We start from the raw sequence: 23,995 nt of genomic DNA on the forward strand, positions 1-23,995 counted from the left end.
GTGGGAGGTCCCGGGCCTCTCATCACTCGGAGAAGATCGCGCCACGCGCGGACAACGGCGCCTAGGTCCAGCAGGAGTTCCCGCAGCTGGCGCAGCATCAGGCGTATCACCAACAGCCCTATGACAGTGCCCCACACCGTGACGGTCCACCCCATCGGATTGCCTCCCTGCTCAGGCACCAGGCTTCTCGCCATCGGGGATCAGGTCTTTACCAGGGGCGGGTAAACCTTCAGATCCTGAGGCACGGATTCGTGTCGCGTTCACCGGCGCCATTACCAGGCTGCCCGTCGTGGAGATCGAAGGCTGCATCCTAAAAGAGGCTTTTTGTGATCTTCCGAATCAGGCGCAGGGGATCGACATCCGTGCGCAGTCGCAACGTTTTGTGGCAGTGGGACTACATGTCGACGGCTCCGGACGCCAGAGAAGGCACCGTAGACACGACGCTCCACCACCTCGCGACGCCGTGCCCATAGCGTGCCCTTCAGAGCGGACAACGACGGTCAACAGGGGTGCGAATGCGTCCCTCGCGAACGGAGACTTAAGCATGAACGCGCAGGTGAGGGCCCATGAGTGCGTTCAAGCGCCGTCGCTTCCCAAGCTGAGAGCGCGAGTTCGATTCTCGTCACCCGCTCTATAAAGAACCCCCAGGTCAAAGACCTGGGGGTTCTTTGTTGTCTGGAAGGAAGCGGTACACCGAGTACAGCTCCCGCTTGGGGTCCGACTCGTCACACTGCGCCTGAAACCTGCGGAAGATCTCGCTCTCATCCGTTTTCTCGACCGGGGCGCCTTTGATCGCGTCGATAAGGTCCTGGGGCACGTTGAACGCCTTTTGCATGTTCTCAGCGGCAGCCCGGGGCATCCGGCCTCCCTCAGCGAACACGGCAGCCGCACCGGCGTCACCCTTCTGGGAGGGCCACTGCAAGCTGACGGTCGTTCCAACCATGGTGCGCAGCAGAATGAGCGTCTCGTGACGGTATCCGCTATCGATGAGATGCAGAACCGCCTCGGCAAGGCGATGCACTTCAGTGCACCAACCGTGCGCGAGGAGGACTGATCGGTACCTGTGCCGCTTCGTTTCGACCGGCCCAGCCGCCCGGTAGTCTGCGATCAGATTCTCGGCGGCCTCACGGTACTGCTGCGGCGTGACGCCACTCATGTGCCTTCTCATCTCGCAGGGGCGGAAAGGCTACTTGAGCACAAAAACACTGGTGTGCGTTTTCCCTGCAACCCATGTCTCCCCAACCGACACACATGGGAGAGTGTTGCCCCACGACGAGGCGGAGCTTGCCGTCACGAGGCGGCGGGCCGCATGTGGCCGGGCTTCTGCTTCGTACGTTCGGCCCGGACCATGTCGTCGAGGCCAGCGGCCACGTCGCGCTGCTGCTCCTCATCGGAGTGCTGATAGATCAGCGCAGCTTTCTCGGAGGACTGGCCGGCACGGGCCATCGTGTCCTTGAGGGTCGCACCCGATCGGGTCGAGAGCGTGTGGCCGGTGTTCCGGTCGGCGATGACGGCGGTGAATGTGCCGATCGCGGCACCGGCCAGGGTGGAGAGCAGTGGCAGCGAGTCCATGCGGGCCAGTTTGGGGCGCCGTGTGGTGACGGCACCAGGTGCCGGTCCCGGATCAGGTCCTGACCGTGAAGCAGAGCCAGCCGCCCCACGTCGTCACGTTGGTGTCGTCCTGCGCGCTCTGCACGTACTCCGGGCACACCCGGAACCTCTGGCCGACCGCGTTGGTGAGGGTCAGTCGGGTCGCCGAGGTGCCGTTCGCGTTGAGGGGGTAGCAGCCGGAGGTGGTGAGGGGGTGCCAGGCGCCGCTCCGGTACTGCCAGGCCTGGAACTTCTCGCACTGGCCGGACTTGTCCGGGGAGACGGCAGCGGTCACGCGCAGCTTGGTGTACTTCGTACTCGCGCAGGAGCCGCTCAGCGACTCCGCGATCTTCACTGGCCGTACGCGGTGCGCGTGGCCGTGGCCGGGGCGTAGCGGTCGTCGCCGCCGAAGGACGCGGTGAAGGCCGTGTCGCGGGTGAGCTTGTACGTGGCCGACAGGTTGCCGGACGTGTCCACGGTGCCGGTCCTGACCAGGGTCTTCCCGCCGCCGTGGGGCTGGGCGTAGAGGGAGACCGTACGGCCGTCGTACGTCGTGCCGAGGTGGGCGGTGACGGTGGCGGTCGCGCCGTATGCGTAGGAGGACGCCTTGGTGGTGACGGACAGGGCGGTCGCGGTGGGGACACCTGGCGGGTGGCGGGATCGTGGGTCAGGCTCTGGGCTCGGCTACAGCAGCCAGAGCGAGCTGCCGCCCGACTCGGTGAGTTCGCGCAGGGCGCGGTCGCCGGGGTGGGTGGCCGACAGGCGGTCGCGGGCGTCGGCGGCCCAAGAGGGACGGGGCCGGGCGAGTGCGTTGATGAACAGGGCGAGTTGCAGGCCGAGGTCCCAGCCGAGGGGGGCTCCTGCCGCGAGGCGGTCGATGCCTCGGTCGACGGCGGCGGCGAGGTCGTCACCGCACGCCGAGACGATCTCCGGGTGGAGGAGATCGTCGGCCCTGCGGTCGAGTTGGACGCGGTCCGCGATCCGGATCAGTGCCCGTGCGGCCTGGATGCGCTCGACCGCGGTGCCCCGTTCGTCGACCATGTCACGGCTGCGGCCCACCGCCTCGGCCAGGTGCCCGAACGTGTCGTCCTGGCCGTGGAAACGGTCGTACGACTGCCCGCGCCAGGCCAGTTCGTCCGGTGCGCGGGCCGCGTCCTCGACCGCCGCGTAGCCGATCGGGTCGGCCCACGAGGTGAGCGCGCAGCAGGAGAGGAAACGCGCGGCGGGGTCGGCGTTCTCGTCGCGCAGGATCTCCACCAGGCCGGCCGTGCGCTCCCGGTAGCCGCCGTCGAGGGCGTCCGCGATGACGTCGTCCGGGTCGGCGGCCTCGCCGTCGAAGTCCGTGAACAGGAGCCCCCTCAGCACGGGGTCGGGCTCCCAGCGGGTGTCGTCGGGCACGGGGGCACTCCCTTCCAGGGTCAGGGTCGCGAGGTGGGGTAGGGGCCGGTGACGTACTCCTTCGGTACGACGCCGCTGATCAGCCACTCGCCGTCCCGACGGGTGTTGAGCAGGGCCATCACCCTGTCGGTCACCTTACGTGCCTTGCCCTTGCTCAGACCGAGACCGTCGACGAAGTCGGGGACCTCGTGCGGCTTGAGTCCGGGCGGCACGTCGACAGGGCGTCCCGCGACCTCGTCGATGTCGTCGCCGATGGCTCGCTGGACGCGTTGTGGAGGCAGGACCTCGACGCCGCGCACATGTCCCGCGTCGATGTCCTTCTGAAGCCGCTGGTGGTCGAGGTCGATCTCCTCGCTCCCGTACACCTTGCCGGTGCCGTCCTTCGGTGCGAAGGAGGTGTACTGGCTGGATTCCTTGGCGGCCCTGTTCTTGCCGCCGAGCACATGCTGAAGAGGGGTGATCCCGCCGTCCGGGTCCGCCGGGACGATCCCGATGTCCGGGTCGAAGCGGGACTTCTTCAGCCCCACGGCGTTGTGGCCGCCACCGAAGTCGTCGTCCTGGCGGATCAGACGCAGTTCGTCCGGGCCGAGCGAGTCGAGTTCGCCGGGAAGCGTGGCCCCCGCCCGGGCGGACCCGGTCAGGCCGGCGAAGAAGGTGTCGAGGTCACCGGCGTCTCTCGCCGCCCTGATCGTGCCTGCCCCGGCGCCGAACAGTCCGCCGAAGGCCATGCCGTAGAGACCGGCGTCGCCGGCCTCGTCGAGGCTGAGGCCCTGGCTCTCGCCCAGCGTGATGGAGACGGGCTGGGTGACGGCCAGGTCCACGGTGACGGACTCGACGCCGGCGAAGGCCGCGGTGGCCAGCGTGGTGCCCGCGATGGTGGCGATCTCCTCGGTCACGGCGATACCGAGGCCGGCGGCCATGTCCGCGACGGTGGCCGCGACGGCGACCGCCGCGCCCTCGGAGATCCCCGCGGTGAACATGGCCAGGGCGGTGCCGGCGACCAGGGTGGCACCGACGATCTCCAGTTCGTGTGCCAGCTTCTTCCGCGCGCCGTGCACGGCGTCGGCGTAGGTGTCGAGTGCCTCGGCCATGTCGCGGGCGGCGTCGGCGAGGTCCTTCAGCCAGCCGCTTCCGTCCCGGTGGTAGCGGCGCCAGAACGGGTCGGCGAAGGCGGAGACGGCTTCGCCCCTGTTGTGCTCGATGAGCGACCGGGCCGCGTGGTCGGCGGCCGCGGTGACATCGTCGACGTCATCGGCGAAGCCCCGCCACGCCTTCGCGGCGTCGCGCAGTCCGCCTTCGTCGGCGGCGGGCCACCACATGCCCGTGAGGTCCTGTACGACCTCACGGGCCGTGTCCGCGGCACTCACCCGCCCTCGCCGTGACCGACGTGGACGCGGCTGAACATGCCACGAATCAGTTCCTCGTTGTCGATGTGGCCGTCGGTCATGTCGGTCATCGCCTCGTGGATGCTCGCCAGACCTTCGGTCAGGATCCGCGCGGCGTGCTCGATCCGTTGGACGTGCGGGCCGTACGCCTTGTGGAACGCCTCGCCCTGCTCATCGCCGCCCCACGGCGAGCCTGCCGTCTCCAGGCCCTGCTGCAACTTCGTCAAGGCGTGCGCGAGGGCGACGCTCTGATGGTGGAACCGGGGTGCTGTCGCCTTGATGTCGGCGATCTTGATGTCCAGGACTTCACCGCGGTCGGTCATGACGTGGCGCTGTTCCCCTCAACCGGCGACCGGTGGAACCGCCTTGGCCGGCCGCCGCCACGTCACGTCCGATGTCTGCCGCGCGAGGGCCGGGCAAAGATTCGTGGAGTGTATAGGGGCTTTGTCCCCGCATGGGAAGTTCGCGTCAACTCTTCGTTCCTCAGCCGATGGTGACGACCCGCGCCCACGGCGGTGGTGTGTCCGGGACGTAGTCCGGGTTCTCCTCGGCGGTGGGGCGGGGTGGGCGCGGGAAGAGGCCGATGACGGTGCGGCAGGGTGGGGGTGCGGGCCAGGGGGTCTGGCCGTCGGTGAGGGCGACGATCACGTCGGCGCGGGGGCGGGCGGACAGGGCCCGGGCGAAGCCGGAGCGCAGGTCCGTGCCCCCGCCGCCGACCAGCGGGATGTCCTCCGCGCGGCACAGCGGTACGGCGATACCGGCCGCCGCGTCGCAGGAGATCACCGAGACCAGGTCCCGCCGCCCGCCCACCGCCCGGGAGATCGCCGCCACCTCCAGCAGCGCGCTGCCCAGCTCGGCGTCGCTCACCGAACCGGAGGTGTCGATCACCACGCACACCCGGGGCGGTGTGCGGCGCAGGCTGGGCAGCAGCACCCCGGGGACACCGGCCGAGCGGCGGGAGGGGCGCCGGTAGCTGTGGTTCGCGCCCGCCCCCGGCGCACCGGCCGCCGCGCGGACCGCCGCGCCGAGCAACTGCCGCCAGGGCTGCGGCGGATGGAACGCCTCGTCCGCCCATCTGCGCAACCCCTCGGGCGCCTCGCCCGGCCGGCCCTTGATGCCCTCCGCGACCCGGAAGCGGACCGCGTCCCGCTGCTGTCCGCTCAGCCCGTGCGCCCCGTCGGGCCCCAGCTCCCACGGCCGCCGCAGCCCGTCGGCACCGCTGCCGCAGTCCAGCCAGGCCAGGCCCCCGGTGAGTCCGGACATCGACGCCGTCCGCAGGTACTCCTCCATCAGCAGCCCGCCGGGCAGTCCCAGCAGCGACGGCAGGACCGCACCGGCCGGCTTGGGCAGGCCGTCACCGTAGATGTCGTCGTTGATCTCGAAGTCGGCGGCGATGTTCTGCCGCAGCCGCAGCCACGCCCGGCCCTCGGCCGTCGCGCCGCGCTCCCCCGGGCCGGGGTCCTCGTGCTCGCGGGCGTACCGCTCGCCGCGTCCGTGGTGGTCCCGCAGCAGGTGGGAGACCTCGTGCACCCAGACACCGGCCAGTTCCTCCAGCGGGGTGCGGGCCACGAAACCCGGTGAGACGTAGCAGCGCCAGTGCGCGTCCACGGCCATCGTCGGCACCGAGCGGTCCTCGACCACGTGCAGGGCGAAGAGGGCGGCGGCGAGGTAGGGGCGGACCTTCACCGCGTGGAGCCGCGCGGCCAGCAACTTGTCGAGGTCCAGGGGGAGTCCGGGGTGGGGGGCGCCGCTGTGCGGTTCGGCGGGGGTGGGGGTGCGTGCCGGGCGGGGTGGGGGCATCGGGTGCGGTACGGGGTTCGGGGTCCGGTGGCCGGCAGGTGACGTTGTCATCGGCATGTGGTCGTCGTACGAGCGGAGTTGGGCGCCGTAGGGGTGGGTGCCGACCCGGTGGACGTGAACGTTTCCTTGCGAGCCCCAGACTTGAGGGACCTGGTGGCCAAGTCCACAGAGTGCGTTGCTCGTTGGGCGAGTCCGATCACTCCGGCCAGTCGTTCCACCGCCTCCGGCACCTCCCACTCGTCCCGCCGCAGCGCGGCCAGCGCCGTCGCCGGGGCGACCAGCAGGTCGGGGGCGCCGGTCTCCAGTGCCCGGACGAGTACCGCCCAGCCCGCGTCCCACCGCTCCCTCCTCGGCCGGGCGCCGACGGCGGCCACCACCGCCTCCAGCGCCGCCTGCCGAAGGTCGCCCCGTTCCGGCAGTTCGGCGGATGCCGGGTCCGTGAGCAGCGATTCCGGGTCGGGGAGGTCCATCCGGTCGAGGTGGGCGAGGAGTTCGAACCCCGGGCCGTCGCCGACCGCGCCCCGCACCAGCAGCGCCAGCACCTCCTTGGAGACACCGGCCGCCGTGCCGAAGGCCAGCAGGGTCAGCGCGGCCTCCCAGCTGCGCGGCGAGGGCCAGGCGCCGCCGCGCCGCGTCTCGGTGCTCGGCAGCCGGTGGATCAGCGTCGGCCTGGCCTCCAGGAACCCGCACACCGCGCGCCGTGCGTACGCCACCGCCGCCACCAGCCGCTCCGGCAGCAGCCGGGGCAGCTCCGCCCGGGGCCAGACCCCGCCGAGGCCGCGCACCACCACCTCCCGGTCGTGCACCCAGTACAGATGCACGAACCGGTTGGCCAGCGGCGGGCTCAGCTCCCATCCGTCCGCCGCCGACGCAGGCGGATTGGCCGCGGCCACGATCCTTACTCCGGGCGGCAGTTGGAGCGCGCCGACCTTCCGCTCCAGGACGACCCGGAGCAGCGCGGCCTGGACCGCCGGGGTGGCGGTGGAGAGTTCGTCGAGGAAGAGCAGTCCCCGGCCGGCCCGTACCAGTTCCACGGCCCACTGCGGCGGCGCCATCGGTACGCCCCGCACCGCCGGGTCGTCGCCCACGATGGGCAGCCCGGAGAAGTCGGACGGCTCGTGGACACTCGCGATCACCGTGGTCAGCGGCAGGTCGAGGGTCGCGGCGAGCCGCGTCAGCGCCGCGGTCTTGCCGATGCCCGGCTCGCCCCAGAGCAGCACGGGCAGATCGGCCGCGACGGCCAGGGTGAGCGCTTCGAGCTGCTCGTCGGGGCGGGGCTCCGTGGTGGTCGTACGCAGGAGGGTCAAGAGGTCTTCTGCTACGGCGAGTTGGGGGTCGGTGGGGGCGGGGAGGAGGACGGTGGAGGTCATGGGCATCACCTGGGTGGGAAGAAGGGGGGCGGGGTGGCCGCCCCGGATGGCGGAGAGGCGTGGGGTGCCGTGGGGCGTGGGGCGTGCACGGTGCGTGGAGTGCGCGCGGTGCTCCGTCAGCGAGGCCGTGAGTCGGCAGAGCAGGACAGCGCGGGGCAAGGGAAGGAAGGCAAGGCAAGGGAAGGCAGGGCGGAGCAGGACGGGTCAGAGCAGGCCGGTGCGTGGCCGGGGTCGGCTGCCTCGTTTGTGGCGCAGTACGGCGGGCGTACGGCGGTCGAGCCGGGGGCGGTGGGCCGCCGCCGCGGGGTGCACGGCGACCAGCCCCGCGCGGAAGAGCCCGTGGTCGACGCGGCGGGCCGCCGCCGACTCCAGTTCCTCCCGCAGGGGGCCGTCGCGCAGCACGGCGGCGGGGCCGAGCAGCCCCTCGACGACGGCCAGCGCGCCGACGACGTCGCCGTGGCCGAGCCGTTCCCGTACGGCGGGCAGCGCCTCCGGGCTGCGGTGCACCGCGTCGATCGCCCGCAGGCACGGCAGCGCGGGGCCGCCGAGCGCCACGAGCAGTTCCTCGCGGCGCAGTTCGGCGGGGTGGTGGTCGATCGCCGTGAGCACGCCGTCCCGCAGCGCGATCCGGTGGATCTCGCCCCGGCATTCCACCCGGTGCGGATCGTGGCGTCCGGGGGCGGGACCGGCCGGTCGCGGGCCGGACGGGAGCGGGACGACGGACGTCAGCGCCTCGGCGACGAGCGGATGCAGCCGCTCGGGCCCGACCAGCCCGGACCGCAACAGCTCCAGATCCGGCAGGAGCCGGGCCGATGCCTCCGGGAGTACCGGGAGCGCGGCGGCTTCCTGGGGCGGAAGGTCGTAGGGCAGCGGCCGGAGCGTCGGGGCGTGGCTGTCGTCGGGTGCGGCGAGTTCGAGTACGGCGCGGGTGCGCGCCCCGAGCCGGACCGTGAAGGCGCCGCGCGGACGGCCCTCGGCCCGTAGCAGCAGCTCCGCCTCGGCGGCCCAATTCGCCCTCGCCCAGGGGGATTCCTGGTCGGGCGGGCCGCACCGCCGCGCCAGGTCGCCGCTTCGCGCGGAGTCCCAGAGGTGCCGGTGCAGATCGAGGCGGAAGCGCCGGTCGGGGTGCGGGTGGGGGTGGTGTCCGCAGGTGCCGTCGCCGGGCCCCTCCCACAGGGTCAGGGTCATCCGCTGTCCGGCGTCCGCGTGGGCCGGTGGCGTCCGCACCACCAGCTGGGCGGGTGGCGTGTCGCCGTCGCCGCCGTACCGGGTGAGGGTGATGGTGAGGCCGGGGCGCAGATGTCCGTCGGGGGCGATCCGGGGCATGTGCCAGCGCAGCAGCTCGGGGGCCAGTCGGCGCAGGTCCGCGCGCAGGCGGGTGGTGAGTTCGGTGCCGTGGCGGTGGCGCACGGCGCGCAGATCGAGATCGGGGTCGATCCGGGCGGCGGCGCAGGCCCCCGCCCAGTCGCCGGCCGCACGGCGTGCGGTCGCGGTCTCGATCATGGACGGTGGCACGGCGTACTCGCGCACGCGCTGCCACATCAGCAGGTGGGGCGGAAGGTCGTTCGCGAAGTGAGATGCCATCAGCACTCACCCTGAGCGAACGATTCCCCCAATCCGTACGAGGAGAAGTTCTTCATCGCGAGCATCATAAGCACCGCTTCGGCGGTCTGTCAGTCGCGATATCTGCGGGAGGGCCGCGGGAGAAACACCTTGACGGCGCCCGGAGTTGCAAGCCGAGCTGCCGGCACGGGCCGCGTGTCCTCGTACGCAAAGCGCTACCTCGACCACTGGTCGAAGTGGCGGTCCACGCCGGACCCGGGCTTCAGTGCGGCGATGGCAGGGCGTGCGCTGTGGGGCGTGACGGCGATGGCGCACCGCGAGGAGGCCGTGGCCTGGCCGCTGGAGCTCACCCTGCACCACTCGGCCGCCTATATGGGGATGAACTTCGGCGGCGTACTGCGCGGCAACGGCACCCGGCCGGGGCATGTGCTCGACGACGAGCGGGCGGTCGTAGGGGCCAAGACGTTCTTCGCCGGGGAGCCCCGGCCGGCCCGCCTTCCGGAAGAAGGCAAGGCAGCGGGCCGTTCGCGGCCACCGGGACCAGGAACTCAGTCCCCGTCCCCCTGACACCGCGGGCACCACACCGTTCCCCGGCCGCCCAGCCGCGTCCGGCGCAGCGGGGTCCCGCAGCGTGGGCACGCCGGGTCCGGGTCGTCGCGGTGGCCGGTGAGCCAGGAGGGGCGGGGCGGGACGCGGCCCGTGGGGACGGCGGAGCGGAGGGTGCGGCGCATCTGGGTGTGCAGGCACCGGAGTTCGGCCGGGGTGAGGTCGCCGGCCCGGCGGTCGGGGCGCAGCCGGGCGCGCCACAGGATCTCGTCGGCGAGCAGGTTGCCGAGGCCGGCGAGGACGGACTGGTCGGTGAGGGTGGTCTTGAGCCGGCCGCGGCGGGCGGCGAGGGCGGCCGCGAGGTCGTCGCGGCTGACCGTCAGGGCGTCGGGGCCCTGGTCGGCGAGCAGCCGGTCGACGTCGGGCTCGTCGTGCGCCAGCCACAGGCCCCGGAGTTTGCGCTGGTCGCGGTAGTGCAGCCGGTGGCCGTCGTCCAGCGTGAACAGGACGCGGTCATGGGCCTCGGCAGGGTCGTCGTCCGGGGCGACGTCCGGGGCCGCCGGATTGTCCGGGGCGACGTCCGGGGCGGCCGGGTCGGCGCACAGCAGCAGGCCGGTCATGCCGAAGTGCAGCAGCAGGGTGGGGCCGTCGGTGCGGGCCAGCAGCCACTTCCCGCGCCGCTCCGGCTCGGCGAACCGCCGCCCCTCCAGCGCGGCACGCAGCCCGCGCGCGCCGACGCCGTGCAGGACGCCGGTGTCGCGGACCTCGACACGGCGTACGACGCGCCCCCGGGCGCAGGACTCCAGCACCCGGCGGAACCCCTCGACGTCCGGGAGCTCAGGCATCCGGGAGCGCCGTCCGGGCGGGAGACATGCGGTCCGTGGAGTCCATGGAGTCCATGAGATCCCTTTCCTCCCCCGTCCGCCTCACGGCTTCTCCCCCGTCCGCCTCACGATGTGCGGCAACTCGCCCGGCCGACGCGTCAGAAAATCTGTCACGGCCGGTACACATGTCCGCGCCGGTCAGCACTAATGTGGTGCTACGAGGTGGACGGCGCCGGATCCCGGGAGGGCGGGCGCCGGACTCCTCGCCGTAGTCCCCGGAACACGAAGGTGTCATGCCCGCTGAGCACACCCCCGGCGTCGGCAACCTCGACGACGACGATTACCCCGCCTACACCATGGGACGGGCCGCCGCCGTCCTGGGCATCACCCCCGCCTTCCTGCGGGCCGTGGGCAGAGCGGGGCTGATCACTCCGCTGCGTTCGGAGGGCGGGCACCGCCGGTACTCCCGGCGGCAGCTGCGCATCGCCGCCCGCGCCCGGGAGCTGGTCGACCAGGGCACTCCCGTGGAGGCCGCCTGCCGCATCGTCTCGCTGGAGGACCAGTTGGCGGACGCCCACCGGCTGAACCGGGAAATGCGCCGGAAGCTGGACGCGCGCGGTACCGATATCTAGTCCCGCCGATACAGAATCGCTCGCCAGGACGGGGCGAGAATGCGCCGGAGGGCCGGAAAACCCCACCGGCGCCGCCAGGCGACGTGTGTTAGCGTGATAGGCGTTGCAGTTTTGGTTGCCAGAGAATTTTTTCTTTGCAGAGCTTTCCGGATCTTTCCGGAGGGGTGATCACAGCGGCGACTCGGCTTCGCAAGGTGCGAAGTCCGGCACTGCCCCCAAAGGGAGATTCACATGGCAACTGGCACCGTGAAGTGGTTCAACTCGGAAAAGGGTTTTGGCTTCATCGAGCAGGACGGCGGCGGCGCTGACGTGTTCGCCCACTACTCGAACATCGCCACCTCCGGCTTCCGTGAGCTTCAGGAAGGCCAGAAGGTCAGCTTCGACGTCACGCAGGGCCAGAAGGGCCCGCAGGCCGAGAACATCGTTCCTGCCTGACGCTGACACGCGTCGTAGCGAGCCGAGCGGCTCGCACATCATGAGGCTGGGGCCCGCGCTCTCGGGGTGCGGGCCCCAGCTCATTGTCTTTTTCCGGGCTCTCGCCTTTTCCTGGACGACTCCAGCGCCAAGGCGGACGACTCCAGCGCCCAGAGCGGCCCGGTTCTTCACCATTTCTTCGGCTCATTCTTGCGAATCCTCACGCGGTCGGCACCGCCGGACGGAATTCCTCGATACGCCGCATCGAGGAGGGTTCCCCCATGAACCGCACCCGTCGCACCAACGGCACCACCGGTGACCTCCGCGCCCCCCGCAGGTCCGCGCGGCCCCGTCCCGGCACCGGTGGCCGCAAGTCCGGCCAGAGTGCCCGCCCCGCCGCGCGCCGGCAGGAGTTCGCCCTGCCCACCACGGTCACCGAGCCGCTGCCCGCGGTCGAGGCGTTCGCCGAGCTGGACATGTCCGAGCGGCTGCTGACCGCGCTGGTCAACGAGGGCATGACCGTGCCCTTCCCGATCCAGGCGGCCACCCTGCCGAACGCGCTCGCGGGCCGGGACGTCCTGGGCCGGGGCCGTACCGGCTCGGGCAAGACGCTCGCCTTCGGCCTGCCGGTGCTGGCCCGGCTGGAGGGACAGCGGGCCCAGCCCAAGCAGCCCCTCGCCCTGGTCCTCGTACCGACGCGGGAACTGGCCACGCAGGTCACCGACTCGCTCGCCCCGTACGCCCGTGCCCTGCACGTGCGCTTCGCCACCGTGGTCGGCGGTGTGTCGATCGGCCGCCAGACCAGCGCGCTGCGCGCCGGCGCGGAGGTCGTGGTCGCCACGCCCGGCCGTCTCAAAGACCTGATCGACCGCGGCGCCTGCCGTCTCGACCACGTCGCCGTCACCGTCCTCGACGAGGCGGACCAGATGGCCGACATGGGCTTCATGCCGCAGGTGACCGCGCTGCTCGACCAGGTACCGGCCCGTGGGCAGCGGCTGCTGTTCTCGGCCACGCTGGACCGCAACATCGACCTCCTGGTGCGGCGTTACCTCCACGACCCGGTCGTGCACTCGGTCGACCCGTCCGCCGGTGCGGTCACCACGATGGAGCACCACCTGCTCCAGGTGCGGGACACCGAGAAGCACGACGCCGTGACCGAGATCGCCGCCCGCGACGGGCGCGTGATCATGTTCCTGGACACCAAGCACGCGGCGGACCGGCTGGCCAAGCACCTGCTGTCCGTCGGGGTGCGCGCGGCCGCCCTGCATGGCGGCAAGTCCCAGCCGCAGCGCGACCGTACGCTGGCACAGTTCAAGAACGGCCAGGTCACGGCGCTGGTGGCGACCAATGTCGCGGCCCGTGGCATCCATGTCGAGGGCCTCGACCTCGTCGTGAACGTCGATCCCCCGGCCGACCACAAGGACTACCTGCACCGCGGCGGCCGTACCGCCCGCGCGGGCGAGTCCGGCACCGTCGTCACCCTCGTGCTGCCGCACCAGCGGCGGGCGATGGACCGGCTGATGGCCGACGCCGACATCACCCCGAGCACCGCGCGGGTGCGTCCCGGCGAGGACGAGCTCCAGCGCATCACCGGCGCCCGGACGCCCTCCGGCATACCGGTCGTCCTCGCCGCACCCGCCGACGACCGCCGCGAGAACGGCGAGGGCTCCACCGGCCGCCGCCGGGGCCGTGGCCGGGGCCGCGGCCCGGGCGGCCAGAGCGGCGCCGCGCGCGCCACCGGCCAGGGAAGCGGCCGCGGCGGCGCGAACGGACAGGGCGCGGCCCGGAGCAGGAGCGGCCAGGGTGCCGCCGCGCGTAGCGAGAGCGGTGGCGGTGGCGGTCAGGGCGCCGCCGGCCGCAGTGCGAACGGCCGGGGCGGGGCGCAGACGCGCCGGCCCCGCCGGACCAACCCGTAGCCGGAACGCGTTGACGGGATGAGTGGACGCGTCCTCCGACCGACGAGCCGGATGGGCCGATGGGCCGATGGGCCGATGGGCCGACGGCAGGTCTGAGGGCGCATCCTCTTCGGCACCGGTGGTGCCGGAGGCGGCGCTGACCGGGCAGGGGTACGGCGTCCGGTCGCCGCGATGCCGTCAGGCGCGGGCGTAGGACGCCAGCCGCTCGGCGAACTCCGCCATCAGGGCGCGCAGTTCGGCCGGGCCCTCGATCGTGAAGGGGCGGTCCAGGGCGGCGAGGAGCGGGGGGAGCCAGTCCAGGCGTTCGGCGCGGAGTTCGACGCGTAGCCAGCGGTCGGTCGTGGGGTCCGAGTCCGCTGCGGGGTCCTCCAGGGTGGCGACGGTCGCGGGGAGGCGGGCGCGGATCCGGGCCGGGGTGCCGTGGATCCGCAGGGTGACCCGGTGGCGGTACTCGGCGGTGGCGAAGGCGGACAGGACGCGTTCGGCCGGGTCGGGGCCGGAGGGCGGTTCGAACGTGCCGGACAGGGTGCGCGTGGCGGTGATGCGGTCCAGGCGGAAGACGCGGTCCTCGCACAGGGCGGCGTCCTGGCCGGTGACGTACCAGCGGCCTTTGTGGGCGACGATCCCGTACGGGTGCAGGGTGCGTTCGCTGCGCCGGTCCTCGCGGTCGGTGTAGCGGACCGAGACCGGACGGCGGTGGCGCACCGCGTCGGCGAGGGTGAGCAGGACGGCGCTGTCCGGGGGGTCCGCGATGTCGGACGTGCCGGGCTCGTCCGTGAAGGCCAGGGCGTCCAGGAGGGTCTCCAGGCGGCCGGCGATGTGCCGGGGCAGGACGCGCCGGATCTTCGCCGAGGCGGTCTCGTTCGCGGTGCGCTGCGCCGTCGTCAGCCCCGTCCGGCGCCCGGCGATCAGGCCGAGCAGGACGGCCAGCGCCTCGTCGTCGCTGAGCATGAGCGGCGGCAGCCGGTAGCCGGGGGCGAGCCGGTAGCCGCCGTAGCGGCCACGCACCGACTCCACGGGCACGTCCAGGTCGATCAGCTGGTCCACGTACCGGCGCACGGTCCGGCCCTCGACGCCGAGGCGGCCGGCCAGCTCGGCGACCGTCCGGGTGCCGCCCGACTGGAGCAGTTCGAGGAGGGTCAGGACGCGGCCGGTGGGTCGGGGCATGCGCACAATCTAACGCCGGTGCATCCCTATAGTGGACCGATTCTGTCCACTATTTCTCCTAGCGTGCGGAACGCAACCCGAATCCGGCACCAGCACAGCCAGGGAGATCCCATGGACTTCGTCTCGATCCGCGTCATCACCGGCGACGTGGCACGCCTCGTCGCGTTCTACGAGCGCGCCCTGGGGGTGCGGGCGGACTGGGCCACCGAGGACTTCGCCGAACTCCGGCCCGCGGGCGCCACGCTCGCGATCGCCGGTACCCGCACCGTCCCGCTGTTCGCGCCGGGCTCCGCCCGCCCGGCCGACAACCACAGCGTGATCACCGAGTTCCTGGTCGACGACGTGGACCGCGTCCACCGGGACCTGTCCGGCTTCGTCACCGAGTTCGTCACCGAGCCGACCACGATGCCCTGGGGCAACCGTTCGCTGCTGCTGCGCGACCCCGACGGCAACCTCGTCAACTTCTTCACGCCCGTCACCCCGGCCGCCGTCGAGAAGTTCGCGGACCGCCGCTCCGCACAGCCGGTCACGCCCGCCCGCGACCGCTCGCGATAGCCTCCCGCAGGCCGCTCCAGCGGGGTCCGGGAGGCCGGGGGAACGCGGGGACCGGCCGAGCGGCCCGGGGAGCGCAGGGACCGGACGAGCAGGCCGGGGAACGCGGGGACCGGCTGCGGGGCCTGGGGAACACGGGGACCAGCCGAGCGGGCCGGGGAACACGGGGACCGACTGCGGGGCCTGGGGGACACGGGGACCGGACGAGCAGGCCGGGGAAGGCAGGGACCGGACGAGCGGGCCGGGGAAGGCAGAGACCAGCCGAGCGACCCGGGGAACACAGGGACCAGCCGAGCGGGCGCCCACCGCGCGCCGGAACGGCCTTGGTGCGGGCAGGAGTTGGGCAGGGTGACCGATGCACGGCGCGAGGAACGGATACTGGCCCCGGAGCCCCGGCCCGGTGGCGGCCGGTGGCGGGTGCCGTCGGCGACGGCGGCGGTGTTCCTGGCCACCGGGGCGGTGACCGCGGCCCAGTTCGCCTTCCCCGAGGTGCTCGAAGCGCTGCGCCGCGATCCCGGCGCGCTGGCGTCGGGCGAGTGGTGGCGCGCCCTGTCCCCGCTGCTGGTGCAGTCCCCCGGCCGGCAGGCCCTGGTGACCGTGCCCGCCGTCGCGGCCCTCGGTATCCCCGTCGAACGGATCTACGGCGCCAAGGGCATGCTCGCGCTGTACCTGGTGCCCGTAGCCGACGGCGAGGGCCTCGGCTATGCGCGGCAGCCGCACGGCGCCGGCAACTCCATCCCCGTGCTCGGCCTGGCCGGTGGCCTGGGGTCCTGGCTCTTCCTGGCGGCCCAGGAGAAGGGCCGGCCCCGACCGCTGCTCAACCGGGTCCGCGTCCGGGGCGCCGCGGTACCGGCCGGAGCGGTCGCGGACACCGCCGTCCGCGACATCCACGGCCTGCCCACCCTCACCGGCGCCGCCACCGGCGCGGGTCTCCTGCCGCGCCGCCGCAGCAGGACACCGGCACACGCGACCACAACTCGGGACGGCAGCGGCGGCAGATCGAGGAGCAGTACGATCCGGCCGGCTTCGCGGCCATCCAGCGAATTGCAACACCACCCTCAGGCGCCGTACGCCACCAGCCAGGTCACCCCGGCGCCGAGCGGGAGACCGGGACACAGGACGGAAGGGTTGTCGTACGACACCGACAAGTTCGCTCTGCTGCCGTCACGGCACGGGTCATTCACCGCCCTCAACCGGTCCTCTGGCGCGCCCTTGCGATCAGCTTGAGACAGAGTTCTCGGCCGCTCCCCACGGAGTGTCACGATCAAGAAATGCTGGATGAACCCGACAGCTCCCAGGGCGAACCCGCCCGGCGGATTCGCATGCAGATCGTGATGATGAGCCCCGAGTTCGCGGCCGAACTGCTGTCCCGGAGGACCTGCAACCGCCCGCTGAACCGCGGCAACGTCTCGGCGCTCGCGGAGAGCATGGTGTGTGGCCGTTGGCAGCTCACCCATCAGGGAATCGCGCTCGACGGTCCGCTGGAGACCGGCGCGGTCATCGACGGTCAGCACCGGCTGCACGCCGTCGTCGTAGCGAACACGACGGTTTCCATGATGGTCTTCGAGAGCATGTCCCGTGAGACCTTGCCCGTCCTCGACACCGGGCGGCGGCGCAGCGCGGCGGACACCCTGTCACTCAGCGGTGAGAAGGACGCGGCGCTGCTCGCCTCCACCGTGCGCCACGTCCACCTCTATCTGAACGTGCCGAACGCTCCGTGGACGGGCCCCAAGTCCCGGATGTCGAACGATCAGATGCTCGAAGCCCTCGCCAAGGACCCGGACGGGTACCGGCGGGCGGCCGCCGTCGGACGCCGGCTCGGAGCCGAGATCCATATCCTTCCCAGCGCCGCTGCCGTGGGGTACTACGTCACCGTGGACGGGAGCACCTCGGCGACACGGGTCGAGGAATGGCTGTCCGGGCTCGCCTCCGGAGCCGATCTCTCGCAGGGCGACGCCCGCCTTGCCCTGCGCAACGCGATGACCGTTCCCGGTCGCTCCAGCCGTCGCCGAAGGTCGACACGCCCCCAGGCCGGCCTCTACGTGAAAGCATGGAACCACTGGGTCGAGGGCAGCGCCGTACACAAACTTTCGATGCCGAAGAACGGCAAACTGCCAGGGCCCGTCCGCCTGAAAGATCTCAAGATCAGTCCTGACTCCAGTCGATGGCGCTCGCAATCCCCGTGAGACCGGCCTCATGGGGCTGGGGCGGCACCGGTGTGTCCAGGCACCTGAGGACGTCGGCGGTATCGATGCGAGGCAGGTTCTCGGCCGCCGCCGCAGAGGTGACGATGTGCGCCTTGCGCAGGACATCGCGCGGCTTGCGCGTGGAGCGGTCGAAGAGGCAGGCGATGGCGTCGGGGGTGAACGGGAAGAGTTCGTCCCCCTCTTCCCGGACCGTTCCTTCCTTGGTGGCCGCGGTCAGATAGGGCTTGAGGAGCTGGGCGGCCTGCGCGGCGTTCCGCAGGGCGGGCAACCTGACGGTGCTCTGCCGGTTGGCCTCCGTCAGCTCGAAGGGGGGCAGATCGGCGAGGGCCCAGGCCGTTCCGATCGCCAGCGAGGCCCGGGGATGCATGGTCACGACCATGGTGACCATGTCGGCCATCGGGAGTGTCTCCACGAGTACGTCGCGGAACTTCTCCACCTCCAGAATGCGCTTCGCCCTGGCCGTCGTCGTGCTGGCCAGGTCCTCCAGCTGATCGCAGAAGACCAGCACGTGTTTCATTCCGGCCGCCGCGGCGAAGAGGAGGAACGTGGCCATGCAGGAGGCGCCGTTGCGGCTGCGTGACACCGGGGTGACCAGCCGCAGATGCTCGGCGGCGGCTTCCCCACCGTCCTCGCACAGCGCGACGATGAGCTTGTCGTCGGGCGGCCCGAGCGTACGGCCTTTGATCGACCGGTGCTCGTCCGTGACCGCCTTCACCAGATCGCGTACGTCGTCGCTGCCCACCCGCTGGACCAGTCGCTCCCGCAGCCGTTCGGCCAACGGCCGTTCCTCCCCGCCTGCGGAGTAGGTGACGGCGTACTCGACCGCGGCGAACAGCGCGGCCCCGAGGGACCGCACATTGGCCGTGTCGAAGCCGGTGACCAGACAGCAGACCGGAACCTCGGCGGCGTCCTCCTCGTCCAGGCCGGCCTGGAGATAGGCCCATTCCCCGAAATCCTTGTTGACCTCTCTCGCCAGATGCTGCATGAGAACAGACTTTCCAAATCCGCGCGCGTCGGAGTCGCCCGGAACGATGCCGACCGACCACAGGTAGCCGAATTTGAGACCGGAGTACGACATACCGAGGATGAACTTCTCGATGGCTTCCTGCAGTTGCTCGGCATGCACGCCGGGCTCATACAGAAGCCCGTTCTCACGATCGTCCTGACGGCCGAACCCGGCCATCCCCGTCGACGGAAACGGATTCTTCCGCATACGCCATTCGCGTTTGATCCACACGATCCCGGGAGCTGTGCGCGCTGTGGTCACGGTGCCGCGACCTCCCGCTGCTTTTCGAAGAGGCGCATGACGTGGAAGACCCGGTGAACTCCCGCATGGGTCTTCACCACGAGTGGCCGGGTGGATCCCGGGGTCCTGGTCGCGGACGCCTCGTCAAGATGGAGCCGGAAGGGAAGCCCCTCGACATGACCGCGGTAGGCATCACAGACTGCGGCGTCGAACTCGGCGTTGCTGATCCGCTGTTGCCAGCAGGCGGCCGCCCGAACGCGCCACACCGCGCAGTATCCGGTTCCTTCGGCGGAGCGCTCCGTCTCCTCCTGGCAGATGCGCGGCAGGGCCGCCAGCAGCGCACTCCGTACGGGATGCCCGACCGACCGCTTGAACTCGGCCTGTGGTCCGCTTCCCTCGACGCTCCCGGTGGCCCACAGCCGCAAGGCGGACGGGCCGGGCGCGTAGTAGCTGAAGTTCGCCAGCCCCATGAAGCCGCTCCAGCGACGCAGCAGTTCATGGCTGATGTAGTCCATCGGGCAGCCCGCCGCCGTGAAGGCGAACCGTACCGCCGCCTCCTCGCAGAACGAGGCGATCCGCTTGCGCGTCAGCGCCGGCGGTGCCTTGACCGATCGCCCTGGCTCCCGCTCCTCGAGCGCACCGGCAGCTCGTTTCCTCTCATCGGCGAGGCGCTGGGCCTCCCACCGCTTGATACGCATCTCGACCCGCCGCATGGCCGTCGTCGCATAGTCGAGTACGGCGGTCTCGACTGCTTTCGGCTCCGCGGTCCACCCCAGTCCGCCTTGCCGGAGGCAGTCGACCATGTGCGCCACGAAGGCCAGCAGGAACTCGTCGGCATTGCGATGAGCCCCTTCTTCCCAGCGCAGGAGCGGAACCGTCAGCTGATCCGACACGCTGTCCGGCCGTGCCCCGACCACGCGCAGGAACCCCTCGAACTGCGGGTGAGCGGCCAAAAGTTCACCGACCAGGGCGTTGTAGCCGGCCCGCTTGTCCTGGGTGACGGCCTCGGCCCACTCCCGGCCTCGCTCGGTCAGCTCGAAGACCACATGGCCATGCGCGAAGGCGGACTGAGGCGTGGAGGGCAGCACATGGTGCTCCACCCAGCCGAGGCGCATCAGCTCTTTCAGGACGTCGACCGTGTTGTGCACATGAGACCGGTGATCCGAGCGCATCACGTCCCATTTCGCGGTGACGAACGAACCGTCCAGATCCGCTTCACGAGCGAGCTTCTCGGCCTGGTTCACCATGGCCACCCGGATCTGTTCGAACGAGTCACCCCGTGCCACCGAGAGCGCCGCCGTCTCGATGTACGAGAGCTCCTGAAGGCGCGGAATTCCCATTCCACCGACGCTCATGACAGCGACACGTTCCGATTAGGCCATCCGAGTGATCTGCACACGATGTGTCCTTCCAGAATTGTCGCTCATGGGCCATGAGAGCCCGACGGATAGGAACCCTACTGGTTCGGCCACTGCTGAATGCGCGGCGAAACGCCGTCCATTTACTTAGAGTGACCAGGCGTTCGATCGGTCACCAAAACGAAGGCCAGCAGCGGGATTTCGCCGCGCCCCGGACCCGGTGACCGACGCGCGCACCGACGGAGCCAACCGCCTGCCGTCAGCACACGCCTGGGCCCCGGACCGTACTACGAACCCCCCTGGAGCCGACCATGATCGACAGAGCTTCCTCACGCGGCGCGCGCCTTCACCAGGCCCGGCCGGTGGACACGTTGCCCGCGCCGGCGCCGTCCGGCCGGCGGGTGTGCCCACCGGTGCGCGTCAAGGGGAATCGCGCGGGCCTCCGCACCACGGGACCCGCGCTGATCGAGCAGGGGCATTGGCTGACCGTGCCGCACTGCAAAAGGGTCCTGGTCGTGGTGCACACCCTGACGTTCGGCCAGCGGCTGAAGGAGGTCTACTGCCTTCTGGAGCGCGATATCCGTGTCCAGGTGATCTTCACGGTCGTGCCGCATGCGTTCAGCAGCGGGGTATCCCGCCATCTGGAGCGCCTGGGCATCACCGCGCTGGACTGGGACGAGGCCCGGCACGCCGAGTTCGATCTGGCACTGGCGGCAGGCTCCCGCGGATTGCATGAACTCCACGCACCGGTCGTGCGCATCTCGCACGGAGCGGGACACATCAAGCCGCTGACCGATACCTCCGTCCTGGAACCGGGCGAGCCGCGGTGGCCGGGAATGCTGAATCCCCGGCACCTGGTGCACGAAGGCCGTGTGGTCCCCACCGCGATCGCCTACGCGCACAGGCGGGATCTGGAGGAACTGGGGAATTCCTGTCCCAAGGCGCTGCCCTTCGCGCATGTGGTCGGCGACCCCTGCGTGGACCGGATCACGGCCGCCCGGCCGCGTCGGGAGCACTTCCGCCGCTCGCTGGGGCTCGAGCCCGGGCAAGGACTCGTGGTGGTGAATTCGACCTGGGGAACCACCTCCTCGTTCGGCCGGCTCGTCTCGCTGCTGCCACAGCTGTTGGGGCAGTCTCTGGTCGACCGCTACCGACTCGCTCTGCTGATCCATCCGAATGTGTTCGCCGGGCACGGCGACCGGCAGGTACGCGCCTGGCTGGCTTCGTGCAGCGAGCGCGGGATCGCGATCGTGCCGCCGGAAGCGGACTGGCAGCCCCTGCTGGTCGCGGCCGACTGGATCATCGGCGACCACGGCTCCCTCACCGCGTACGGTTCCCTCACCGAGGCGACCCTCCTGCTCACCCAGGACCCGGAGCGCGAGGTGGCACCGTCATCGCCGGCGGCTCTCCTGGCCACCGTCGCGCCCGTGCTCTCTCCCACGCATCCGCTGGACGTACAGCTGGAGTACGCGGCCGGTCGACGCCGTCCGGATCAGTACCGCGCAGTGGCCGCGTCGCTGTCCTCGGTACCCGGGGAGTTCCACCGGCGTATGCGCTCGCTCATCTACCGCCTGTTGCAGCTGGGTGAGCCCGCCCTGCCACCGGACGCCGACCCACTGGCCGCGCCCCCGCCGCTGAAGCGGTGGGTGGACTCCCCGAGGGCGGAGGAGTGGTCGTAGCCGATCGGCACATGGCGCCGGCCGCTCACGGATGGCGACCGGCGCTGCTGTCAGGTGTATTCCGCACGGCGTGCGTCACAAGCGACGCAACGCCTCGTCGAGACGCCCCACGTCGGTGAGATCCAGCCTCCGGAAGAGCTTACGGGCGGCCTTGTAGAGCAGGACCGCTTCCGCCCGGTCGCCCCGCGCCTCGGCCGCCGCACCGAGCCATTCCAGGCAGCGCCCCTCCCAGTGTTCCGAGTGGGCGGCCCCGTCGGCGTGAAAACCCAACTCGGCTTGCCGCAGCAATCGTACGCCCCTCTCATGGTCCTCGGCGCGGCAGAGCGCGTATCCGAGAAGGGCGAGCGCCCGGGTGGCCTCGTAGTCCTCGCCTAACGACCGCAGCTCGTGCAGTGCGCGCCGGAGGCAGCGGGCCGCACCCGGCATGTCGCCGGCGGCCAGGAGCGTCTCGCCGAGGCGCCGCCGGGAGAGCGCGGCCCCGCGCCGGTATCCGATCGCCTCTCGCAGGCGCAGCGCGGTCTCGAAGTACTCGCGAGCGTCGTCCAGCCGGTGGGTGAGAAGGCAGATGTGCCCCAGCCCGTTGACCGCCTGCGCCTGTAGCCGTGGGTCGCCGTCGTCGGCGGCCATGTCCAGCGCCTGCTGATACCACTGGGCGGCTTCCGCGTACGCACCGGCCGCCCGCAGGCCGATGGCGCCCGAGGTGAGCATGCGGCCTTCGCCCGCTCGTGCGCCGCACCGCCGAGCCGCGTCAAGGCCGAGGTGATGGGCCTCGATCCACAGCTCTGCAGGGCGGAAGCGGAGGAACAGGGGCCACATGACATCCGTCAGACGCCAGCAGTGTGCGTACCGCCCCTCTCGGGCGCAGTGCCGCACGGCACTCATCAAGGTGCTTCGCCGGGTGTCCAGCCATCTCAGCGCTTCTTGCGGGCCGTTGAGCGGAGTAGGGGCGACGGCATGCAGAAGGCCGTCGTACCCCGGCAGCCGGTGGCCGGGGGCGAGGATGTCCTCCGCCACGGCCGCGGTGGCCAGGCACCAGTCCACGAGGCGGTCCAGGACATCGTGTCGTTCGGCGTCCGCTCGCTCCTCACCGAGCTGACGGGCATGTGACTGTACGAGGGTATGGAATTCGTACGTGTCCGGGCCGGTCTCCTTGAGGAGGTTCGCCTCCACCAGCGTGTGCACGGCGGCATCAGTTGCCCGGGCCACGGTCTCGGGCCGGTGTCCGAAGGAGGCCGGCCGAACGTCCTCGGGGGCGATGGCGGCCAGCATGAAGAGGTCGTAGCGGTCCGTCGGCAGGAGCCCCATCCTGCGGTAGAGCTTTGCCGGATCCGGTGGCAACAGGCGGTACGACATGTCCAGCGCGGTACGGATCACGGACTCACCGTTCACTCGAAGGGTGTCGACGGCGCCGGGCTCCTGGGACAGATACCGGACGAGCGTGGACACGGACCGGTGAGGTCTCAGCGCGAGATGGGCGGAGGCGAGGCCGACTGCAAGCGGAAGTCGACCACACAGCCGGACGACTTCGCGCGCGGCTTGCCGCTCCCGGCCGACGCGCGCGCCGCCGCCCAGGGTCAGCAGCTCAAGGGCCGCGTCAGTCGAAAGGCCCTCCAGCCGATAGCCGCGGGAGCCCTCGACGCTCAGTTCGGTGAGGCAGGCCCTGCTGGTCACCACGGTGAGCACCGAGGGGCCTGCCGACAGAAGCGGCCGTACCTGGGCCGCCGAAGCGGCGTCGTCCAGCAGCACCGCCAACCTCAGATCTACGGTCGCCGAACGCCACAGAGCGGACCGCTGTGCCGTGCCGACCGGTATGGAGGGGACTCCGAGTGCGACCAGGAAGGCTTCCAGGACGGCGTCGGCGGGCACGGGGCCGCTTCCGTCGGCAGGGGAGTGTCCCCCCAGGTCTGCATGGAGGTGGCCGTCCGGGAAGGAGCCGATGTGCCGGTGCAGCCAATGAATGGCGAGGGTCGTCTTTCCCACGCCGGGAAGTCCGCTGACGACCAGCACCTGGGGCACGTGGACGGGGTGCCGGGAACGTAGTGCGTCGAGGCAGCCCAGATCGGTCTCCCGCCCCAGGAAACTCGCGGTCATCGGTGGAAGCTGACGCGGCCGGGGCCTGCGCCAACCGGCTGGCCGGAGCTCCTGATAGATCTGGACGCCGCCGGAGATGTCACCCGACTGCACGCTGGGACCGTGCAGAACGGCCTGCCCGCCGATGGTGTTGAGGGGCGCCGCAGGTGGCGGTGCGAGCGGTTCCGCAGGCGTCGCATGCCGCGTCAGCCAGTCCGCCACCGCCCTGTCCGTCTCCGCATCCCCGCGGGCCAACCTGTCCAATTCGCGGGCAAGAC

21 protein-coding genes and 2 pseudogenes are annotated in these 23,995 nt (G+C 71.3%); 8 read left to right on the forward strand and 15 right to left on the reverse strand.

The window, feature by feature from the left end:
* Positions 1–649: 649 nt before the first annotated feature.
* From QHG49_RS16825 to QHG49_RS16870, 10 genes and pseudogenes are all read right to left on the reverse strand, one after another.
* Positions 650–1,156 carry a DUF5677 domain-containing protein gene (locus tag QHG49_RS16825; RefSeq protein ID WP_301490179.1) on the reverse strand — a complete coding sequence of 169 codons (507 nt, stop codon included), beginning with the start codon at positions 1,154–1,156 and terminating at the stop codon, positions 650–652.
* A 134-nt stretch (positions 1,157–1,290) separates the two neighbouring features.
* Positions 1,291–1,500, reverse strand: a pseudogene (locus QHG49_RS16830) (site-specific integrase); the annotation flags it as partial.
* Between the two features lie 124 nt (positions 1,501–1,624).
* Complete coding sequence (locus QHG49_RS16835; RefSeq protein WP_301490180.1) at positions 1,625–1,945, reverse strand: hypothetical protein; 321 nt, start codon at positions 1,943–1,945, stop codon at positions 1,625–1,627.
* A complete protein-coding gene (locus tag QHG49_RS16840) occupies positions 1,942–2,067 on the reverse strand; it encodes a hypothetical protein (protein ID WP_301490181.1) in 126 nt (41 codons plus the stop codon). Before QHG49_RS16840 ends, QHG49_RS16835 begins: the two co-directional genes overlap by 4 nt.
* Positions 2,068–2,274: 207 nt before the next feature.
* On the reverse strand, positions 2,275–2,988 hold the full coding sequence (locus QHG49_RS16845; RefSeq protein ID WP_301490182.1) for a hypothetical protein: 714 nt from the start codon (positions 2,986–2,988) through the stop codon (positions 2,275–2,277).
* A 20-nt stretch (positions 2,989–3,008) separates the two neighbouring features.
* On the reverse strand, positions 3,009–4,355 hold the full coding sequence (locus tag QHG49_RS16850; RefSeq protein ID WP_301490183.1) for a WXG100 family type VII secretion target: 1,347 nt from the start codon (positions 4,353–4,355) through the stop codon (positions 3,009–3,011).
* Positions 4,352–4,696, reverse strand: coding sequence for a WXG100 family type VII secretion target (locus QHG49_RS16855; protein ID WP_301490184.1), 345 nt, complete (start codon positions 4,694–4,696; stop codon positions 4,352–4,354). Before QHG49_RS16855 ends, QHG49_RS16850 begins: the two co-directional genes overlap by 4 nt.
* A gap of 160 nt (positions 4,697–4,856) precedes the next feature.
* A complete protein-coding gene (locus QHG49_RS16860; protein WP_370530580.1) occupies positions 4,857–6,173 on the reverse strand; it encodes a VWA-like domain-containing protein in 1,317 nt (438 codons plus the stop codon).
* A gap of 47 nt (positions 6,174–6,220) precedes the next feature.
* On the reverse strand, positions 6,221–7,543 hold the full coding sequence (locus QHG49_RS16865) for an AAA family ATPase (RefSeq protein ID WP_301490186.1): 1,323 nt from the start codon (positions 7,541–7,543) through the stop codon (positions 6,221–6,223).
* Between the two features lie 204 nt (positions 7,544–7,747).
* Positions 7,748–9,127 (reverse strand): hypothetical protein, encoded by a 1,380-nt coding sequence (locus QHG49_RS16870; RefSeq protein ID WP_301490187.1) that lies wholly within the window; start codon positions 9,125–9,127, stop codon positions 7,748–7,750.
* 174 nt (positions 9,128–9,301) lie between these two features.
* Here QHG49_RS16870 and QHG49_RS16875 point away from each other — a divergent pair.
* Positions 9,302–9,673, forward strand: a pseudogene (locus tag QHG49_RS16875) (hypothetical protein); the annotation flags it as partial.
* On the opposite strand, the gene QHG49_RS16880 reads toward QHG49_RS16875, so the two are convergent.
* Positions 9,655–10,497, reverse strand: a complete 843-nt coding sequence (locus QHG49_RS16880) for an Fpg/Nei family DNA glycosylase (protein ID WP_301490188.1) — start codon at positions 10,495–10,497, stop codon at positions 9,655–9,657. The pseudogene QHG49_RS16875 and the gene QHG49_RS16880 sit on opposite strands and share 19 nt — an antisense overlap.
* Before the next feature lie 272 nt (positions 10,498–10,769).
* Here QHG49_RS16880 and QHG49_RS16885 point away from each other — a divergent pair, with 272 nt between their 5' ends.
* The 3 genes from QHG49_RS16885 (at position 10,770) to QHG49_RS16895 (ending at position 13,438) form a co-directional block, all read left to right on the forward strand.
* Complete coding sequence (locus QHG49_RS16885; RefSeq protein WP_145487006.1) at positions 10,770–11,108, forward strand: MerR family transcriptional regulator; 339 nt, start codon at positions 10,770–10,772, stop codon at positions 11,106–11,108.
* 231 nt (positions 11,109–11,339) lie between these two features.
* On the forward strand, positions 11,340–11,543 hold the full coding sequence (locus tag QHG49_RS16890) for a cold-shock protein (protein ID WP_003969786.1): 204 nt from the start codon (positions 11,340–11,342) through the stop codon (positions 11,541–11,543).
* Between the two features lie 260 nt (positions 11,544–11,803).
* A complete protein-coding gene (locus QHG49_RS16895) occupies positions 11,804–13,438 on the forward strand; it encodes a DEAD/DEAH box helicase (RefSeq protein ID WP_301490189.1) in 1,635 nt (544 codons plus the stop codon).
* A 177-nt stretch (positions 13,439–13,615) separates the two neighbouring features.
* Here QHG49_RS16895 and QHG49_RS16900 read toward each other — a convergent pair whose 3' ends face one another.
* Entirely contained in the window at positions 13,616–14,605 is a 990-nt protein-coding gene (locus tag QHG49_RS16900; protein ID WP_301490190.1) for a YafY family protein, read from the reverse strand.
* Between the two features lie 111 nt (positions 14,606–14,716).
* On the opposite strand from QHG49_RS16900, the gene QHG49_RS16905 reads away from it, so the two are divergent.
* The 3 genes from QHG49_RS16905 (at position 14,717) to QHG49_RS16915 (ending at position 17,343) form a co-directional block, all read left to right on the forward strand.
* The gene (locus QHG49_RS16905) at positions 14,717–15,160 is read left to right on the forward strand and encodes a VOC family protein (protein ID WP_159703335.1); all 444 of its coding nucleotides are present in this window, start codon (positions 14,717–14,719) and stop codon (positions 15,158–15,160) included.
* Between the two features lie 345 nt (positions 15,161–15,505).
* Positions 15,506–16,384: a hypothetical protein gene (locus tag QHG49_RS16910; RefSeq protein ID WP_301490191.1), complete on the forward strand. Its 879-nt coding sequence runs from the start codon at positions 15,506–15,508 to the stop codon at positions 16,382–16,384.
* Between the two features lie 44 nt (positions 16,385–16,428).
* The gene (locus QHG49_RS16915; RefSeq protein WP_301490192.1) at positions 16,429–17,343 is read left to right on the forward strand and encodes a hypothetical protein; all 915 of its coding nucleotides are present in this window, start codon (positions 16,429–16,431) and stop codon (positions 17,341–17,343) included.
* Here QHG49_RS16915 and QHG49_RS16920 read toward each other — a convergent pair.
* Together QHG49_RS16920 and QHG49_RS16925 are read right to left on the reverse strand one after the other, a co-directional pair.
* Positions 17,303–18,631 carry a hypothetical protein gene (locus QHG49_RS16920; protein ID WP_145486996.1) on the reverse strand — a complete coding sequence of 443 codons (1,329 nt, stop codon included), beginning with the start codon at positions 18,629–18,631 and terminating at the stop codon, positions 17,303–17,305. The genes QHG49_RS16915 and QHG49_RS16920 overlap by 41 nt on opposite strands.
* Positions 18,628–19,965, reverse strand: a complete 1,338-nt coding sequence (locus tag QHG49_RS16925) for a hypothetical protein (protein ID WP_301490193.1) — start codon at positions 19,963–19,965, stop codon at positions 18,628–18,630. The genes QHG49_RS16920 and QHG49_RS16925 overlap by 4 nt, the downstream gene beginning before the upstream one ends.
* Positions 19,966–20,279: 314 nt before the next feature.
* On the opposite strand from QHG49_RS16925, the gene QHG49_RS16930 reads away from it, so the two are divergent.
* Positions 20,280–21,647 (forward strand): hypothetical protein, encoded by a 1,368-nt coding sequence (locus QHG49_RS16930; RefSeq protein ID WP_301490194.1) that lies wholly within the window; start codon positions 20,280–20,282, stop codon positions 21,645–21,647.
* A 75-nt stretch (positions 21,648–21,722) separates the two neighbouring features.
* Here the strand turns inward: QHG49_RS16930 and QHG49_RS16935 are convergent, their stop codons facing one another.
* Positions 21,723–23,939: a tetratricopeptide repeat protein gene (locus tag QHG49_RS16935; protein ID WP_301490195.1), complete on the reverse strand. Its 2,217-nt coding sequence runs from the start codon at positions 23,937–23,939 to the stop codon at positions 21,723–21,725.
* Between the last annotated feature and the right edge of the window lie 56 nt (positions 23,940–23,995).

This window comes from Streptomyces sp. WP-1, assembly GCF_030450125.1.
GTDB classification, from domain to species: Bacteria; Actinomycetota; Actinomycetes; order Streptomycetales; family Streptomycetaceae; genus Streptomyces; species Streptomyces incarnatus.